At 43.7% G+C, this 17,660-nt stretch carries 9 protein-coding genes and 1 other RNA gene; 6 read left to right on the top strand and 4 right to left on the bottom strand.

Going from position 1 to position 17,660, the window contains the following annotated elements; all coding sequences use genetic code 11:
- Nucleotides 1-76: 76 nt before the first annotated feature.
- From ACMA1I_RS06340 to ssrA, 4 genes are all read right to left on the bottom strand, one after another.
- Nucleotides 77-1,762, bottom strand: a complete 1,686-nt coding sequence (locus tag ACMA1I_RS06340; RefSeq protein WP_337067456.1) for a RagB/SusD family nutrient uptake outer membrane protein — start codon at nt 1,760-1,762, stop codon at nt 77-79.
- A 17-nt stretch (nt 1,763-1,779) separates the two neighbouring features.
- Nucleotides 1,780-4,878 (bottom strand): TonB-dependent receptor, encoded by a 3,099-nt coding sequence (locus ACMA1I_RS06335; protein WP_337067455.1) that lies wholly within the window; start codon nt 4,876-4,878, stop codon nt 1,780-1,782.
- 666 nt (nt 4,879-5,544) lie between these two features.
- Nucleotides 5,545-9,648 carry a two-component regulator propeller domain-containing protein gene (locus tag ACMA1I_RS06330; protein ID WP_337067454.1) on the bottom strand — a complete coding sequence of 1,368 codons (4,104 nt, stop codon included), beginning with the start codon at nt 9,646-9,648 and terminating at the stop codon, nt 5,545-5,547.
- Between the two features lie 625 nt (nt 9,649-10,273).
- Nucleotides 10,274-10,643, bottom strand: a transfer-messenger RNA (tmRNA) gene (ssrA, locus tag ACMA1I_RS06325).
- A 396-nt stretch (nt 10,644-11,039) separates the two neighbouring features.
- Between ssrA and ACMA1I_RS06320 the strand changes: the two genes are divergently transcribed.
- From ACMA1I_RS06320 to ACMA1I_RS06295, 6 genes are all read left to right on the top strand, one after another.
- Nucleotides 11,040-12,317 (top strand): GDSL-type esterase/lipase family protein, encoded by a 1,278-nt coding sequence (locus ACMA1I_RS06320; RefSeq protein WP_337067453.1) that lies wholly within the window; start codon nt 11,040-11,042, stop codon nt 12,315-12,317.
- 386 nt (nt 12,318-12,703) lie between these two features.
- Complete coding sequence (locus tag ACMA1I_RS06315) at nt 12,704-13,750, top strand: GDSL-type esterase/lipase family protein (RefSeq protein WP_337067452.1); 1,047 nt, start codon at nt 12,704-12,706, stop codon at nt 13,748-13,750.
- Nucleotides 13,751-14,056: 306 nt separating this feature from the next.
- The gene (locus ACMA1I_RS06310) at nt 14,057-14,728 is read left to right on the top strand and encodes a hypothetical protein (RefSeq protein WP_337067451.1); all 672 of its coding nucleotides are present in this window, start codon (nt 14,057-14,059) and stop codon (nt 14,726-14,728) included.
- A gap of 184 nt (nt 14,729-14,912) precedes the next feature.
- Nucleotides 14,913-15,596 carry a deoxyribonuclease V gene (gene nfi, locus ACMA1I_RS06305; RefSeq protein ID WP_337067450.1) on the top strand — a complete coding sequence of 228 codons (684 nt, stop codon included), beginning with the start codon at nt 14,913-14,915 and terminating at the stop codon, nt 15,594-15,596.
- Nucleotides 15,597-15,868: 272 nt separating this feature from the next.
- Nucleotides 15,869-16,651, top strand: coding sequence for an SDR family oxidoreductase (locus ACMA1I_RS06300; protein ID WP_337067449.1), 783 nt, complete (start codon nt 15,869-15,871; stop codon nt 16,649-16,651).
- A 391-nt stretch (nt 16,652-17,042) separates the two neighbouring features.
- Entirely contained in the window at nt 17,043-17,636 is a 594-nt protein-coding gene (locus ACMA1I_RS06295; protein WP_337067448.1) for a YceI family protein, read from the top strand.
- Nucleotides 17,637-17,660 lie beyond the last annotated feature (24 nt).

The raw sequence follows: 17,660 nt of genomic DNA, 5'->3' as shown, positions 1-17,660 counted from the left end.
TGGTATACTGAGGATTTCTTTGATAACAGTATAAACAACATGGTGCCACTACTTGTGGCACCATGTTGAAAAAGATTTAATATCCTGGATTTTGCTCCAGTTTATTTCCAGAGGCCTGTATCTCAGATCTTGGAATAGGAAGCCAATAATGTTTCTTTTCGAACCTGCGGCCTTCCAGCGCAATTCTACGATTATACACAAAGTTATCTCCTTGCTTGGCTACTTCTACACCATAAGCAGGAACATTCTCTGTTTGCTCCGCGATCATCCAGCGACGCACATCGTAGAAGCGATGCTCTTCAAAAGCCAACTCCACCTGGCGCTCATTACGGATACGTTCCCGCATCTGGTTTTGGGAGAGCCCTTGTGGCAAAGGCGGCATGTCAACTCCTGGCCGCTGACGAATTTGGTTAATCGCCTCGTATACAGATGCGTCCGGTCCTATGGCTTCATTTTGTGCTTCTGCATAATTTAGCAGAATTTCTGCGTAGCGGAAATAAATCCAAGGCTGTCTACCGGCAACATTCCAAGGATTCTGAATTGGGTTTTCATCATCCATGAACTTGCGCAAATAATAGCCTGTCTGGGAGGTATTCCAGCTGGAAGGGCCATCCTGGCTATCTCTACCGCCTGGTCTGAATGTTTCAACTGCCCTGCCTCTATACTGCGCTCCGTTATACAGAATAGTTGCATAAAAACGAGGATCTCTGTTAGTGTAGGGGTTTTGAGGGTTATAACCTGAAGCCGGATCATTAATTGCCCTGCCATTCGCCATCTCATATGCGTCGACCAGGTTTTGCAAAGGTGTGTTTCCACCCCAGGCATCATACCCGTTAGGCCCGTTGGCTATTTCCAGTGCTGTATGTCTTGAGTTGGGGTTATAATACCGGGCAAATATAATCTCCTTGCTGCTACCCTCTTCGTCTATAAACATATTAGCATAATCTGAACCTAAGGCATACATATTACTACTCATAACATCCTTTGCTGCTTCTGCAGCCTCTTGCCATGTAACTGTGGCGCCATTTTCCTTGTAGAGTGGGCTTGCTCCATAAAGCATCAACCGGGATTTTAGAGCTAAGGCAGCCCCTTTGGTTGCTCTGCCTTTTTGCCAGTTTGAGCTATGGCTCATAGGTAGAATTTCTGCTGCCTCGTTCAGTTCATTCATAACATATTCTAAACCCTCCTGAATGCTGGAACGCTTAAAAATTGCTGGATCATCGAAATCGTCATCTAATTCGGCCACTCTATCACCCATCAAAACTACACGTCCGTAGTTGCGGATTAAGTCGTGGTAGCGAAAAGCCCTGATAAACTTTAGCTCTCCCAATAAAAGGTCCTTATGAGCCTGACTCATCTGTACTTCATCGATATGATTCAATGCGTAGTTCACCTCTCTAATACTGCGGTAGCTTCTTCCCCACAAGGCACCAGCAACACCCGTGTTTTCTGGCGATAATTGTCCACGTTGGATTAACCATGATTGATCGTCGCTTCTATAAATCGATTCGTCGGTAAGAGAACTCCACAGGGCATACTCCCAACCTCTTCCAAACCCTGGAGGGGCTCCGTCACCTTCCTTATCAATTTGCCTAGTTCCTAAGTATCTGTTAATTACAAATGCCTCAAATAACACCGAATCTGCTACTATGGCTTCATCAAACAAACGATCAGTGGGCGTTACGTCAAGAAAATTCTCTTTACAAGATGTAAAGGTGGTTGCCAAGCCTATGGCAAATGCTAAAAATATTTTAGACTTCATAATCTGCTGTTTAAAAATTAAAATCTAACATTTACCCCAAGGTTAATAATTCTCTGTTGCGGATAGAATTGCGCATTACCAGAGTTGGTCTCCGGATCAAAGTCCTTCACCTTGCTAAATGTGAGCAGGTTAAATGCATTTGCATAAATTCTTACATTCTCAATTTTAATTTTGGAAAGCAATTGAGATGGAAGGTTATACCCAAGTTCAACGTTCTTTAACCTCAGGAATGCAGTGTTGTATAACCAGAAATCGTTACGGAAAAGGCCACCACTAACTGAAGATCCGGTTCTTGTATCTACGCGCGGATAAGAACCATCAGGATTTGTTGGGCTCCATCTGTTATCTGCCCATGAGCTAAAGTAGTTACCACTGATGCCTACATCTGGCAGTACATGCTGCCTTACCCTTCCCTGCCCTTGGAACAAGACTGATAGATCGAAGTTTTTATATTCTGCCCCCAGGTTAACACCATATACAATCTGTGGGATATTGCTTAGGTTTGTTCTTACCATATCATCTGCAGTAATCTCTCCATCACCATTATAATCTTCATAAATTAGGTCCCCTAGTCTAGTTCCTGCTGGATGCGGGTAATTATCAAGATCTTCCTGTGTTCTGAAAATGCCAATGGTTTTATACAGCAAATAGCTATTCATCGGTCTGCCTGTCTCTCTTTGGTAATCCAGCACCTCAGGTGCCTCGTCTCTAAACACAATTTTATTAGTAGCATAAGTTATGTTACCTGAAATGTTGTATTTGAAATCTCCTGATGATTTGTTGTATCCGAGGGTTGCTTCAATGCCGTTGTTATCAACTCGTCCTATGTTTTCTGATGGCACCAAAGAATTATAGTTAGGGCTATTGTCATTGTATGGGTTTACTATACCAGTAACGTTAGGTACAGATGCGTTTCTGTATGCAAGTATGTCTTTCCGTTTTTGCTGGAAGTAAATAAACTCAAAGGAAAAATCTTTAAGGAACCTACCATTTAAACCAATATCCGTTTTTTGTGCTACTTCCCAGGTGATCAAAGGGTTTGCCAGTTTTATTAAGTCTATACCTGGTTGCACTACCCCTCCTATAACATATCGGTTATTGAAGGCATAATTGTTAATAAACTGATTAGCAGCAACGTTATCGTTTCCAAGCCTACCATAAGAAGCGCGCAGCTTTAAATCATCAAAGAAGGGAACGCTGTTTCTGAACCAAGACTCCTCAGATATACGCCATCCTACAGAGATACCTGGGAAGTAACCGAATCTGCTAGTACCAGGAAAGATGGAACTACCATCTGCACGCATTTGAACTTCCGCCAAATATTTTTCTTTGAAGTTATATGTTACTTTACCCAGGTAACTTCTTCTGGTAAATACCCAGCTCCAGCCAGCATTGTTCCGTTCGTTTTCTCCTGTTCCACCCTGAGATAATTCAGGTGTAAGAGGTGTAGGAAAGTTTCTTCTACTTGCTTCGAAATGCTCTAAGCGATTCTCACTCTGTTCATAAGCTATGAATGACCCAATACCATGGTCACCAAACTGGCGGTTAAAGTTCAGTTTGATGTTAGCTGTTACAAGTGTAGTGTTCTCCTGTGCCTGGAATAAAGAAGCTTTTGGCTCACCTACCGTAATGGGTCTGTAGGTATCACCTCCTTCATAACTGTACACCAGGTAAGGCTTTGTAAATGATTTTGTAAAATTTTGGCCTTTGTCTACCGAATAGAAACCGTCTACAGACAAGCCCTGTAGAAACGCGAAATCGTAACTAGCTTTTAATATTCCGTTGAAGATTAGTCTCTGGTTGTTATTTAGACCTGCTGCATCGGTACCAATCATAACAGGGTTTATACCACCTTCTACACCTGCAGAAGGAAGACCATTAGGATATCTGGCAGGAATAAAAGGATAAGCCCGATAAGTATTCCAGAATATGCCTCCAGCTCCATATTGTGGAAACTGCCTGTCCTCCTGTCTACCTGATAGTGATACACCTATATTGAATCGATCTGTTATGTTGGCATCTATGTTAGTTCTGAAGTTATATTGCTTGTACTCTGTAGCACCATTTTTATACAGGCCGTCCTGATACAGTGTACCTAATGAGGCGTAATAGCGAACATTCTCAGTCCCACCATTTACTGCCAGGCTTTGTCTATTTTGTAATGCAACAGGATTCAGTACTTCTTTCAGCCAGTTTGTGTTTGGATAGTTTAACGGGTCAGATCCATTTCTAAATAATTCAAGTTCTTCTGCCGTGTAGCGCTGGTTGAGTCCTCCTGCCGTGTTGTTATAGTAATCAATTTCATTAAGAATGGTGGCATAGGTGGCTGCGTCAGCGAATTTTGGCAAACGTGTTGGTGATGAAATGCCTTGGTTAAAGCTATACGAAACAGTAGGCTTGCCCGTAGTTCCACGCTTGGTAGTAACTAAAATAACACCATTGGCTGCTCTGTTACCATAAACGGCTGCAGAAGCATCTTTCAATACCGTTATGCTTTCGATATCGTTAGGGTCCAGGCGATCTAAGCCTCCAATTTGTCCAGGCACACCATCTACTACTATTAATACATCATTATTACCCGTAGTAGCCAAGCCTCTTATTCTTACTTCAGCACCATCATAACCTGGCTCACCACCACGGTTATTGATGATGACCCCTGAAACACGTCCGGCAATAGCATTCGACACATTGGGTTGAGGGCTTCTGTTTATGGCCGCACCTTCCACCTCTGAAATAGACCCTGTAACGGTTGCTTTTCGCTGTGTTCCATAGCCCACCACTACTACTTCGTCTAAAGCTTTTGCATCAGTAGTAAGTTGAACGTTAATAGTAGATCTGTTATCAATGGATACCTCCTGTGTTTGGAAACCTATAAATGAAAATATCAACGTACCGTTACCACTTGGAATATTGAGAGTATAATTTCCATCAATATCAGTAGGGGCAGCCGTAGATGACCCCTTAAGTAAAACAGTAACACCAGGCAAACCGGTACCACTTGCATCTGTAACCTTGCCCTGTACTGTTATGGCCTGAGCAAATGCCCCGGTAACAGCAAAAAATAACAGAGGGAGAACGAGTAGGTATCTCAGCTCTTTGTATAAATAGTGTTTCATGATAAACTATTATTGGTTTTAATTTAAAAGCTCGATGGAATTTGTTATTACTCCTTTTTAGCAGTTTTTAGACTACAAACTTCAATTGCTAAGACAGATGAATAAAGTACTTTACACTCTAAAACTGTCTGTTGCAGACATGGTAATAACTAACTTAAAAGCTAAATACCCTGGGATTTGTTAAATCAATTCTATTCTTATCTATATTTATACTCTTTTATGTTTATCATCTTTAGTAAATATATAAAGCTTGTACTAAGGGTTATATGTGCCTATGCAAGACACTCACTAACATTTGTTCTTCAAATTTGCTAATCTGGCATTAAACAGAAGGGGGGGTAAATTCTATTTTACAGGGGGGTAGTCTGTAAAAACCTTTAAATCAACCTCGTTAACAGCTATTTTTAGACTTAAATCAGCCAAAAACATAAGTTTGGTAACATAATGAAAGTACTCTTCAGTAGAGTCTGAAGAAAAGAGCGATCCAGTATGCTAATGGCATAACATACCTTAATGCACCAGCATGAGTCATTGCCTTCTTTAGTCACAAAGAAACTTATACTTCAGTATTGTGTGTTTCACCAACAACTCACCAGTTGTAAGTCGCAGCAAGGGCCGACTGTGCAAAGCCCTAACCTGAATACAAAATACCCAACTCAATACTTGTTATTCCACCGTCTCTTTCAGGATGTTCTCATTCAGGGTATAGCTCTTGTGGAACGCTTTCCTATATTTTTTTACGTACTCCGATGGGTTAAGGCCGAACAGCTTTTTAAACTGTTCTCTAAAGTGTTTCATGTCGCTGAAACCTCCCTCAAATGCGGCCTCATTTACCCGGTAATCTGTGTCGATGAGCAGGCGAGCCACTTTGCGAAGTCGGATAAAACGCACAAAATCGTTTACAGGTCGCCCCGAAATTTCATTAACTTTTTTATAAAGGTTTGACTGGCTCATACCCATTTCCCGTGCAAAAGCCTTTACCTTAAACTCCGGGTCGCTCATATTCCGCTCAATCGTGTCGATGCAGGCAGCTAGAAAGTTGCTGTACTCCGCTGAGATTTTCAGCTTGTTGTTCTTTAGGGTTACTTCGTTGTAGAAGTAGCGCTGCAGGTTATCACGGCTCTTCAGGATGCTTTCTACCCGAGCCACGAGCAGTTCTTTTTCAAACGGCTTAGTCATATAATCTACGGCGCCACCCTCTATACCTTTCAATTTTACTTCTGGTGAGGAACTGGCAGTAAGCAGGATGATCGGAATATGATTCAAAGATGGATTCTCCTTTATTTTGCTGCAGAGTTCTAGTCCATCCATGCCGGGCATCATAATGTCGCTTATAATCACATCCGGCAGATACTCCTGGGCAAGTTTCAGCCCCTCCTCACCGTTTTCAGCTTCGTAGATGGTATAGGCATTGCTAAAAATCTGTTTCACATACTGGCGGATCTCGCTATTATCTTCTACCAGCAACAGCGAATTTGTCTCCATCACCAGCTCGTCCAGCTCGTTTTCCGGCAGAAGAGTGGTAGGATTCGCCTGCAACTCCTCTGCCGGCTGCAGGGCTACCTGCAGCTCTTCCAGCAAGGCGGATGACTGTACGATATCTTCTACTTTGCACCCAGCCGGCAGATGATCTTTGCCTTTAGGCAGCAGAACCCTGAAATTGGTACCTTTATCAAGTTCGCTTTCATAAGAAATTTCCCCCTTGTGTTGCTCTACGAACTTCTTCACCAGGTATAGCCCAATGCCAAAACCGCCTGATGCAGCAGCCCCATTGCTGTACACCTGGTGGAACTTATTAAACAGCTTGTTTCCTGTTTCTGCAGGAATTCCACAACCACTGTCTTTTACCATTAGCTCCACCTGCTTGTCATGCTCTGTCACAAGAAGCGTTATCTGCCCGGCAGCAGGGGTAAATTTAAAGGCATTTGACACCAGGTTGAAGAGGAGAATTTCCAACTTTTCGCGGTCACCATAAAAATCAATAGCATCCGCATCGCACTTAAAAACATAGTGGATATTCTTGGTTTTAGCCTGGTGAGCAAAGCTTTGGTAAACCTCTTCGCAGATGGTGGCTATGTTAAACTGGCTTATCTTCAGGACATCCTTGCCACTGTCGGCCTTTCGGAAAAGCAGTAACTGGTCTACAAGTCCCAATAGCCTGCGGGCATTCCTATACACAACCGCCATCTCCTGATAATTTATATGTTCCCGCTTTTTATCCACCAATTCTTTAATCGGATTGATAATAAGGGTTAAAGGGGTGCGGAACTCGTGCGAAATGTTGGTAAAGAACGATAACTTTTTCTCGTTCAATTCTGCGTCCTTATCTGCTTTAATGCTGGCAATATTAAGTTCATGCCTAAGTCGCTCCTCTTCGCGCCTCAGGCGTTCCTGTTTAGTACGGTAAGCATTGTAGGCATATAGAAGCCCTATTATAATCGCAGCGTAAATACAGAATGCCCACCAAGACCTGTACCAAGGTGGTAGCACCTGTATATGAACAACTCGCTCCTGCTCATTCCAGACACCCTCCGCATTGGTAGACTTTATTCTTAAGGTGTAAGATCCTTCTCTTAAGTTCGAGTAATTGGCTGTACGCTGTTTATCAGTATAGTTCCATGTTTTATCCCAGCCCTCCAGCATATAGGCATAATTGATTTTATCAGGGGCTGTAAACTCCAAAGCCGCAAAATCAAATGAAATGAAAGCCTGATCGTAAGGAAGTGTAATATCATCCACCAAATACAGGCTTTGCCCCTCTTTCACAATATTATTGTTTGGAGCAACAGGTTTATTGAATAAGCGAATTCCGGAAATGACCAGGTTGGGAAAAGCATGGTGCGTCTGCACACTATCCGGATGAAAAATATTAAAGCCTTTGATACCACCAAACAAAAGCTCACCTGTACTTAACTTTAAAGAAGCATTGTAGTTAAACTGGTTACTCTGAAGCCCATCGGCCTCATAAAAGTTTTTGAACTCTTTTGTTTTAGGGTCGAAAGAGGAAATACCATGGTAGGTACTTATCCATAGCTTACCATGATTGTCTTCTTCTATAGTATGCACCGAATTATTTGCAAGTCCTTCTGCTTCTGTAAAGGCTGTGAATTTTTCGGCAACAGGGTCGAATAGCAAAAGACCATGCCCCTGCGAGCCAACCCATAAATTACCTCGCTTATCCTGATACAAGGCCCGCACAGGGTAGTTTAATTCAAAGGACTTATGCTTTTTCCCATTTTTATCAACTTTTATCAAAAGCCCATAGGTGCCTAACCATAAAGTACCTTTATCGTCTTCTAAAATGGCTATCGGGTGTTCCAGCGCCGGGTCGAATAACTCAAATGTATCAGTGCCTCTGTTATACTTGTAAAGAGGACCTCCTTCTGTTGGTCCTGCCCATAAGTTCTTCTGAGTGTCTTCATACAACCTCCAGATAAATTTATGAGGCCCACAGGAATAGTGGCTGAAAGTACCATTGGACCGGTTATACCTATTTATACCTCCTCCCCAAGTGGCTATCCAAATGTTATCTTCAAAATCTTTTATAATACTGGTGGCATTATTGTTACTTAGTGAGGTGGGGTCATTTTCATTATGTACAAAATTCCGGAAGCTGTTATCGGCCCGGTTCCACAAAGACACACCTCCTCCGTCGGTACCCACCCATATCGCTTTATCAACATCTTCGCAAAACGAAAATATAAAATCATTCACCAGGCTGCTCTTGTTCAGCGGATCGCGGCGGATGGTCGTAAACTTGTCTTTATTCTTGTCGATAACATTTATACCTCCCCGCTGCAGGCCAATCCACCATCGTGAGTCGTTATCCTTCAGCAAGGATGTTACAGCATTACTATTTAGAGATGCTTTTCCTTCACCTGATTGGAAACTGGTAATTTTGTCAGTGGAAAGATCAAGTATATTTACGCCACCTCCATCTGTAGCAATCCATAATCGATTGGCCTCTGCGCCATTTATATCTACCACTCGGCTACTGGAAAGCTTCCCTGCTCCTTTTCCGTAAAGCTTGTACTTGTTCGTTTTTAGGTCATATTGATAGAGCCCGTTATCGTTGCCTAGCCAGAGCGTGTTTAGCCTAACTGACTGAATAACGTTAGCCCGATTGATAGCACTTGTTACTAAAAGCAGTCTATTGGTTTTAGGGTCAAACTTATGAAGCCCAACATGCTTTACCATTACCCACACATTATCACCTGCATCGGTATGCAAAGCCTCCACAATGTAATATTGATCTGCCTCCGTTGCCGCCTTCAAAGCTATTTGCCTAAAGCTGTCTGAGCTTTTGTTCTTCACTAATAGCCCCATCCCAGAAGTACCTAAGTATATATTCTGTTCCTTGTCAATGGCAATTTCAAAAATCTCTTCTGATATCTTTTTCTGGGATTTCTGCTGTAGCGGGTAATAGTAGACAGGGGAAAAATTAGCGGTATTGCTGTTTAAAACGCAGAGACCTCTTTTGGTGCCAACCCAGATATTACCAGAGGCATCGCCTGATAAAGAAGTTATTTGATTATGGACTAACGAGGTAGTGTCATTTAAACTATTCCGGTAAATTTTAAATTCGTACCCGTCATATTGACTCAACCCATCGTCGGTGGCAAACCACATAAAACCAAACTTGTCTTTGTAGATTGCATTCACCGTGTTATTTGATAAACCATGTTCAATACCCAAATGCCCAAGTGATTGTGAAAATACCTGGTGTGTAAATAGTAAGAGTAAAAAAGATATAGCTATTGGTATTTTCATGTTTATTGGGTAGTACATCTGCAGCTGAACAGGTTTATAAAATTATAAATTCCGTGTCGTGTTCATTTCTATACCTGTCAATATTATACGATTTTTAATTAGAACATACCAGTGCCCCATCACATTAACCATCTATTATGTTAATTTACATTTGAAAACTTCAAACAACAACCTACCAACACATATAAGGAACAAACAGTTTTGTACTAATGCCACTATGTTAATCCAATATTCTTTACCTAAAGCCCATAAATTGATATAGCAAAAAGGGTCCAAAGCCTTTTTTACCATAATAGCTGTAGTATGGAGTTTCGGGAGCGAGTTGTTTAGCTTAATTAAGAAAAGTCTTGATGATCATTTGGTCGAAAAAGCATTCTGCCTTGCTCATACTTTTAAATCTACGTTGCCTACAAAAAAGAAAACATCGCCACCAGAACTGTGCGGCAGCTTTGTTCTGGCATAAAAAAACCTCCTGCTATAGTGGCATAGTTACCACTTTAACAGGAGGTACTCCTTTTCTGATCCCAAGCCAATTACTAATTGGAGACGAGAAAACACTTAAAAGAATGCTGAGCAGCCTGATGTAGCTAAATACTACTACCTAGTGATCAACATCTTAAACAAAAAGTGGAGTAGCAGGGATTCGAACCCTGGTCCAGACAAGGAAACCGACGTGCCTTCTACATGCTTAGACTTATTCGGATTGTAGGGAGCTTGCAAGTATAAGTCAAACTCATGCGCACTCCTTAGGTGCTTTATTTCGCCTGTGTACCACACCTTTACACAGACTAGAGAAACGGATCGAAGCCTCTGATGTGCAAGCAGTTTCACGAAACCTGCACGAGACTATGGCTAGTGCTTAATACCTAGATTAAGCAGCCATGGCGTAGTTATATTCGCCAGTTATTGTTCGAACGAATTTTTGACAGGTGGTACGTTCATCACCCGACATGCTTACACGCAATCTGCACAAGCTGTCAATTCCAGTCTACCCCAAATGTTAAAGAACGTTTTCCTGAATAACTTCTTCAAGAAACATGCCACAAACATACAAACTTTTACGTGAATATGCTGCTGCTTGCCTGGAGAATAACAGCGTTACAGCATCAAAAGTTTCAGGCACATGCGGTCCTTTTGATAAAGTGCCTCAACAGAACGCAGGCAAAAGCAACTATCCATAGCGGCCTCAAACTGTATTTCAAACTCATAGACAACACGTTACACACAAAAAAACGCTATATCTGAAACAAAAATATAAATATTAGCATATAGCTGAATAGTACACAGCTTTTATGTTGCACTATATGAATTATTTTTATTTACGTTTTAGCTTACTATTCCTTGTTTACCTGGTCTTTACCTGCCCTATTAGTGCTCAGCCCGTTAAAATCATGCCTTTAGGTAATTCCATTACACAAGGAAATACCCAATACCCCAGCTACAGGTATCAGCTTTGGAAACAGCTCATAGATGCCGACATCGATTTTGAGTTCGTAGGTTCTCATGATGTAAACAATGGCGGCAGTCCTGCTGTAAAAGGAGAGGTATACAAAGGCAAAGTGTACACAAACGTAAACGAAGGACACTGGGGTTGGAGAACCGACCAAATACTAAACGGCCACAACGGAGAGTCCAATAAGGGAAAACTTGCTGACTGGTTGCAAAGCTATACTCCCGACCTGGTTCTGATGCATTTGGGCACCAACGACATTTTCCAGAAGCCCTCTAATGAGCCAATAGAAACTACCATAGAAATTACCCAGAACGAGATACGAGAAATCATCAATGCGCTGAAAGCAAAAAACCCCAATGTGGTCATACTGCTTGCACAGCTCATCCCGATTTACCCCACAGATTCAGATGTGAATGGTTACATCACGCAATTTAACAATCAAATTCCAAACCTGGCAGCCAGCCTGAACCAGGGTACAGCCGAGTATGTATATGTGGTGGACCAGAATACCGGGTTTGACCCAGCGCACAGCGATAGTAACCCGGAAATAACCAAAGACACTTACGATAAAATTCACCCAAACACCTCCGGCGAATTAAAAATGGCTACAAAGTGGTCTGAAGCTATACAAACCGCTTTGGCCAACTTGCCTGTAACCCTAGTAAGTTTTAAGGCAGAAGTTCTGGCAGCTGGCAAGGTAAAACTCCACTGGAGCACCGCCATGGAGCTAAACAACGATTATTTTAGCGTAGAAAGGTCTATAGACGGAAGTACTTACGAAACAATAGGCCGTGTAAAAGGGAGCGGAAACTCCTCTACCAAAATATCTTACACGTTCCTGGATACAAGTCCACCAGCCGAGGAGGTCTATTACCGGTTGCGACAGGTAGATTTTGACGGGACTGTTTCTCTCTCACCTGTTATTGTAGCCAGAACGCGCGGAGGCACCAAAAACGAGATGATTATTTACCCGACTATCAGCAATGGCCAGCCCTCTTTGCTGCAGCTACGGTCTCTGCTCCCTTACGACCCGGTGGAAATAAACATCTTTTCTCCCAATGGGCAACTACTCAAGCAGTACAGAGCTGCAGCCGATGCTGCTGGGAACCTGCAGCTGTTTTTAGATTTATTATCTCGCCAAGTACAAGGGCTGTATTTAGTAAAAGTTCGGGTGCAGGACCATGTTCTGGTAGGCAAGGTAATGGTGGAGAAGTAACTCTTTCAAAAGCCTCTGATAAATTATCTGACCGAGCCGTCTCTAACTGCAGCTGCACCCTGAATTATTCTAATGCTTTTGCCCTTCCGGAGCCTTTTTACAGGTAAAAGGCCTAAGAGTGCCCATAAGGCGCGGCTCGTTTACTATATAAATAGCTACCAAAGCTGGCAGCCATTTAACTTTCAAAAGTGCTTTTGGCACCAGTTGTTCACTTCACAAATGCTTAAATTACAATTCTACAACAAATTATTTCTAAACTATTGCAGACTAAAGCCGTTTTATAAACACTTTTGGCTAAGAGTAAACCAGATTGGAAACAATCAAATCCAGTATTCTGTGTGTTACGCTCTCAACCAACTTTAATCAATTGAGTGAACTAATAAGACATGACTAAAATCTACTTGAGTAAAACATTTTTGCTCCTGATCTGCCTGATCATACCATTTTGTTCTCTGGCACAGGCACTTAAAATAATGCCGCTCGGAAACTCCTTAACCCAGGCAGATAAAGACAACCTCAGCTACCGGTACCACCTCTGGAAAAAGCTGCTCGATGCAGAAGCAAACATTGATTTTATAGGGTCGCAGCAAAGTAATCACGGTGGCAGCCCTACCTGGCCTTCCTACAAAGGCAAATCATTCGACCAGAACCACGAAGGCCACTGGGGCTGGACCTCCGACCATATTCTGAACGGTGTTGATAACGGGGAAAACGCCGGTAGTCTGCCGATCTGGCTCAACACACACAAACCCGACATCGTGCTGCTGCACCTGGGTTCTAACGACATGTTCCGCAACGGTAGTGTAACCGAAACAGCAGACCGCCTAAAGGAAGTGGTCAGGCTACTTCGCCAGACAAATGCTGGTGTTATTATACTCATGGCGAAACTGTTTCCGGCAGACCCTAGCGTGGTAGGGCAGCAGGAAGCACAAAAAATACCGCTCCTGAACGCTGAAATTGACAAACTAGCTAAGGAACTGCACACGAGCAAGTCGCCGGTAGTTCTCGTAGATCAACACACTGGCATAGATCCTAAATCAGGTGCCGACACATACGATGGGGTGCACCCCAATGAAGCCGGAGAAGAAAAAATGGCTGCGCGCTGGTTCAAGGCCCTGCAGCCGTTCCTGAACGGCAAACCTTTATCTGCAAAGCCGGAGCAAAACGCATCTGGTCTCGTTGTTTATCCTACCTTAACGCAAAGCCAACCTGTAACCATCTCTATGGAGCTGCTCAAGCCTAACGAGCAGGTAAGCCTGGAGGTACACACCACCGACGGCCGGCTCGTTGCCCAGCACACCATTCTGGCAGATGCAAGTGGTAACCTGACACATGTTCTGGAAACAGGCAGCAACAGGGTGGCGGGCTTGTATATTGTAAGGGCAAGCAGCGCTAGCAAAACATACACTGCTAAATTTATGGTGCACCCGTAATAACAAGCAGGAGGGCACTCAACAGAGCAGCATACAATTCTGCTAATGAAAATGGCCTTCCGGAGGCTTTTTAAAGATTTTGTATACATGGCATAAGCCTGCCTTAATGTACACTTCGCTGGTAAGCCTGCTATAGTTTTAATTTGGCGCAGCAACTAAATTCTGCTAATGGAAATAGCCTTCCGGAGGTATTTTATATAGAAAAGCCACGAGAGCATGCTTTTCTGGCGGAGGCATATGCAATTGCTTTTTCAAGAATATCTTTGTTTCTCTATTAGTAGCTGCTTTCATCTTATTCTAAAAGTTATGCGCATGCACCTGGCTTACCTCCTACTCCTTTGCCTGCTACTGGCCTGCAACAGCCGGGAAGCCTCTACAGGTCAGGAAGATTTAACCGGAGCCACAGCCGACTCGCTGGAGGCGCTACAGGAAGAGCACCAGCGCAAAAGCAACACACCCGGCCCCGATACCATGAGTTTTGTAACGGCATTTTCACATTTCTATGATGCCCTGCAATCATCGGACTCGGTTGCGCTGCAACAGTACGTAGATCCGGAAAATGGCCTCTTTATCATAGAACAGCCTGGTGCTCTGCCTAAAATGACGCATGTACAACACCTGAGCCGCTTTAAAAGGGATTACCAGCAACACTCATTTTTCAGCATCAAAACCGAAATAAACCACTGCGACCTGCAGCAAGAGCCTTTTCCAAGCTTCGATTGTGCCGACATGGACCAGGGCCGCACCGGTTATGCCAAAGATGGCTGCTTTGCCTCCCATGCCACAGCCTTTCAGCAAACCAATATCTGGAATTACGCCAGCCTGTCTGAGGCCGAACTCCAGCAGGTGCACACCATGCTCCCGCTCCTGCAGCACTCCGTACTACACACCCAAAGCTCCTTCCGCTTTCATTTTGGTTTCAGCAAAGGCAAGTGGTACCTCTATTTTGCAGATCTGCGTATACCTTGCAGCGCCTGATGTCATAATAAGGAAGTATTGAATCAGAGAATTATTTTAATGGCTGTTGGTGGCGCTACTGCTCTTTAAACCTTCAATGCCATACCTTTTATGGGTAAATGTTAAGAGTTGAAACCAGGCAAATGCACTCTCAATTTTACAAACTAATCACTTAGCAATTTAGCAATTTAACCATCAAACTAAAATGTACTACCGCAGATTTGATGCCCCGCCACCAGACCCGGCTTTAGTGCGGGACCTAACACGGCAGCAGGAGGAAATGAAAAGCCAGGTGATCATCCAAAAACCTGAGTTCAACCTCAAGCTCATTGCCGGCTGCGATTCTTCTTTTATCGGCGAAGACACTATTCTGTCGGTGTTCGTGCTCCTCACTTACCCTGCGTTGGAACTGGTAGAGAAAGTGTGGCACCATGGGCCAGTTACACTACCTTACATTCCCGGGCTTTTGTCTTTCAGAGAGGCCCCTAACCTGCTCAAAACATACGAACTGCTGCAGCAAAAGCCCGACCTGATTATGGTAGACGGCCATGGTATATCGCACCCGCGCCGCCTGGGTATTGCCACGCACCTGGGCCTGCACCTGCAGAAACCAACCATGGGTGTTGCCAAAAAAGTGCTGGTGGGCCAATATACCGAGCCTGCCCCGGAAAAGGGAGCCTTGTCGCCGCTGACCTACAAAGGAGAAGTAATTGCTAACGTGCTGCGAACCAAAGACAAAGTAAAACCCGTATTTGTATCGCCGGGGCACCTCCTGGACCTCCACACAGCCACCTCCGTAGCCCTATCCTGCACCTTAAAGCACAAGCTACCAGAACCCACCCGTCTCGCCGACCACTTTGCTGCCGTACTCAAACCGGAAGTACGCTAAAGTAACCTTACAGCCACAACTAGGTATAAATGAAGCAGAAACATGTACTCCTGGTGTGGCGGACCTGGAGGAGAGGCAGGTAAATAAAATTACCTCCAGTTGGTTTAGCAGGCGAACTTAAATTGAAATTTTGGCAAATGTCAACGACTTTTCCTGCAGTTCGCATGGCTGCGTACAAAGTTTGTGTGAGTAGAAACAGGCTGCTAACGCTTCTAATCCATCCTCCGCGGCTACCAGAGCACCTGGTTGCAACTAAAACAAAAACAAAAGCTATGAATGAAACTGCTCTTATTACCGGTGCATCTAGCGGCATTGGCTTTGAATTGGCCCGCTGCTTTGCCCGCGATGGCTACCGCCTGGTGCTGGTTGCTCATTACCCCGATGGACTAGAGGCTGCCGCCGGAAAGCTGCAAAGCGAGTTTCCGGGGTGCATTACCACTCTAATTCCCTGCGACCTGAGTAAACCGGAAGGTCCTGAACAACTATATGCCGAAACAAACCGGCTTGGTCTGCAAATAGATGTTTTGGTAAACGATGCCGGCTTTGGCGAATATGGCCCCTTCGTGGAGTCAGACCTGCAAAAAGAACTTGCCATGATTCAGCTAAACGTAGCTTCGCTGGTGCACCTTACTAAGCTCTACCTCCGCGACATGGTGCCACGCAAACACGGCAAAATTCTGCAACTGGGTTCTGTGGTATCGTTTATGCCCAACCCATTACAGTCTATTTATGCTGCCACCAAGGCCTTTATTCTGTCTTTTTCAGAATCCATTCAGAAAGAACTAAAAGACACAGGCATAACAGTAACCATACTTTGCCCACCTGAAACAGACACGAACTTTTTTGAGGTAGCAAACATGGAAAACACAGCAATAGCACAAGGCAACCTGGCCACGCCGCAAGAAGTGGCCGAAGCAGGGTACAAAGGTCTGATGAGCGGTGAGGCGCGTGTATTACCAACTCTGAAGGCAAAGGCTTTTCATGCCCAAAGCGCCCTCCTCCCCGACTCTATGCTTGCCACTATTATGAACACGATGATGAAAGAAGTGAAGTAGGAATTATTGTACTAAAAACAAAAGCGCCTTCTGCTGACAGCAGAAGGCGCTTTTGTTTTTAGTACAGATGGCAGTAAAATTAAATGAATTTTACTAATCAATTTGTCTGGCCACGTTACCCCGTAAGTCGCTGAACCTGACGCACCCTACCTGCTAAATACAATATAATACTTCCTCCACTTAACAGCACCTAAATCGGCCATACTATGCTCCACCAGATGGTTTAGCTGAACTAAACCACTCCCTGTGCGGCAGATCGGCACCCAATATTCATATATGGAAGAAACTAATAACCATCACTTCTTATAATGACTACCGTCATACTTCTCCGAAGCCCACACTACTACCTTTGATACATCAACAACAACAAAACCACCTTAACTAAAAGGTTATGAATACTTCAAAAACCATAAAACTGATCAGCTTCCTGAGCCTCTTTTTAGGCTTAGGCTTTGCAAACCTACTACACGCCCAAGCTCCTTATAAACTGGCTGCCAAACCAGAAATTAAAGTACTAGGCGGCTCTACCCTGCACGACTGGGAAATGGTTTCGGCACAGGCAAAAGGCAAGGCCGAAATAACAGTAGAAGGCACTACTGTAAAAGGCATCTCCTCAGGCCAAGTGATAATGAAATCTGAGTCTTTAAAGAGCGGCAAAGATAAAATGGACGGCATAGCTTACGAAAGCCTTAAAACCAAAAAGCACCCCGACATCCAGTTTACGCTGACATCTTACAAAAACCTGGATGGCAAAAAGGGCCAGGCTATCGGCAATTTGACTATAGCAGGCACGACCAAGGCTGTAACCTTCACCGTCGACTCTGTTGTGAAGGGCGGTATAGTAACTCTGACAGGAGAAACCGGCATAAAATTTACGGATTTTAACTTAGCACCGCCAACTGCCCTGCTAGGCACTGTAAAAACCACAAACAATTTAAAGCTTCAGTTCATAGTTAATTTTCAGCAGGTTAATGCTTCTATCTAACCTCACTATTTAAATATAAAGCAA

It is taken from the genome of Pontibacter sp. 13R65, from assembly GCF_047525655.1.
GTDB lineage: Bacteria > Bacteroidota > Bacteroidia > Cytophagales > Hymenobacteraceae > Pontibacter.
Note: the sequence above shows the minus strand (reverse complement) of the source record. Positions and strands in the feature narration are given on the sequence as shown.

Bases quoted from the DNA above. Each gene is read 5' to 3' on its own strand.
- ACMA1I_RS06340 (WP_337067456.1), bottom strand. From the start codon at position 1,762: ATGAAGTCTAAAATATTTTTAGCATTTGCCATAGGCTTGGCAACCACC.
- ACMA1I_RS06335 (WP_337067455.1), bottom strand. From the start codon at position 4,878: ATGAAACACTATTTATACAAAGAGCTGAGATACCTACTCGTTCTCCCT.
- ACMA1I_RS06330 (WP_337067454.1), bottom strand. From the start codon at position 9,648: ATGAAAATACCAATAGCTATATCTTTTTTACTCTTACTATTTACACAC.
- ACMA1I_RS06320 (WP_337067453.1), top strand. From the start codon at position 11,040: ATGCCTTTAGGTAATTCCATTACACAAGGAAATACCCAATACCCCAGC.
- ACMA1I_RS06315 (WP_337067452.1), top strand. From the start codon at position 12,704: ATGACTAAAATCTACTTGAGTAAAACATTTTTGCTCCTGATCTGCCTG.
- ACMA1I_RS06310 (WP_337067451.1), top strand. From the start codon at position 14,057: ATGCGCATGCACCTGGCTTACCTCCTACTCCTTTGCCTGCTACTGGCC.
- nfi (WP_337067450.1), top strand. From the start codon at position 14,913: ATGTACTACCGCAGATTTGATGCCCCGCCACCAGACCCGGCTTTAGTG.
- ACMA1I_RS06300 (WP_337067449.1), top strand. From the start codon at position 15,869: ATGAATGAAACTGCTCTTATTACCGGTGCATCTAGCGGCATTGGCTTT.
- ACMA1I_RS06295 (WP_337067448.1), top strand. From the start codon at position 17,043: ATGAATACTTCAAAAACCATAAAACTGATCAGCTTCCTGAGCCTCTTT.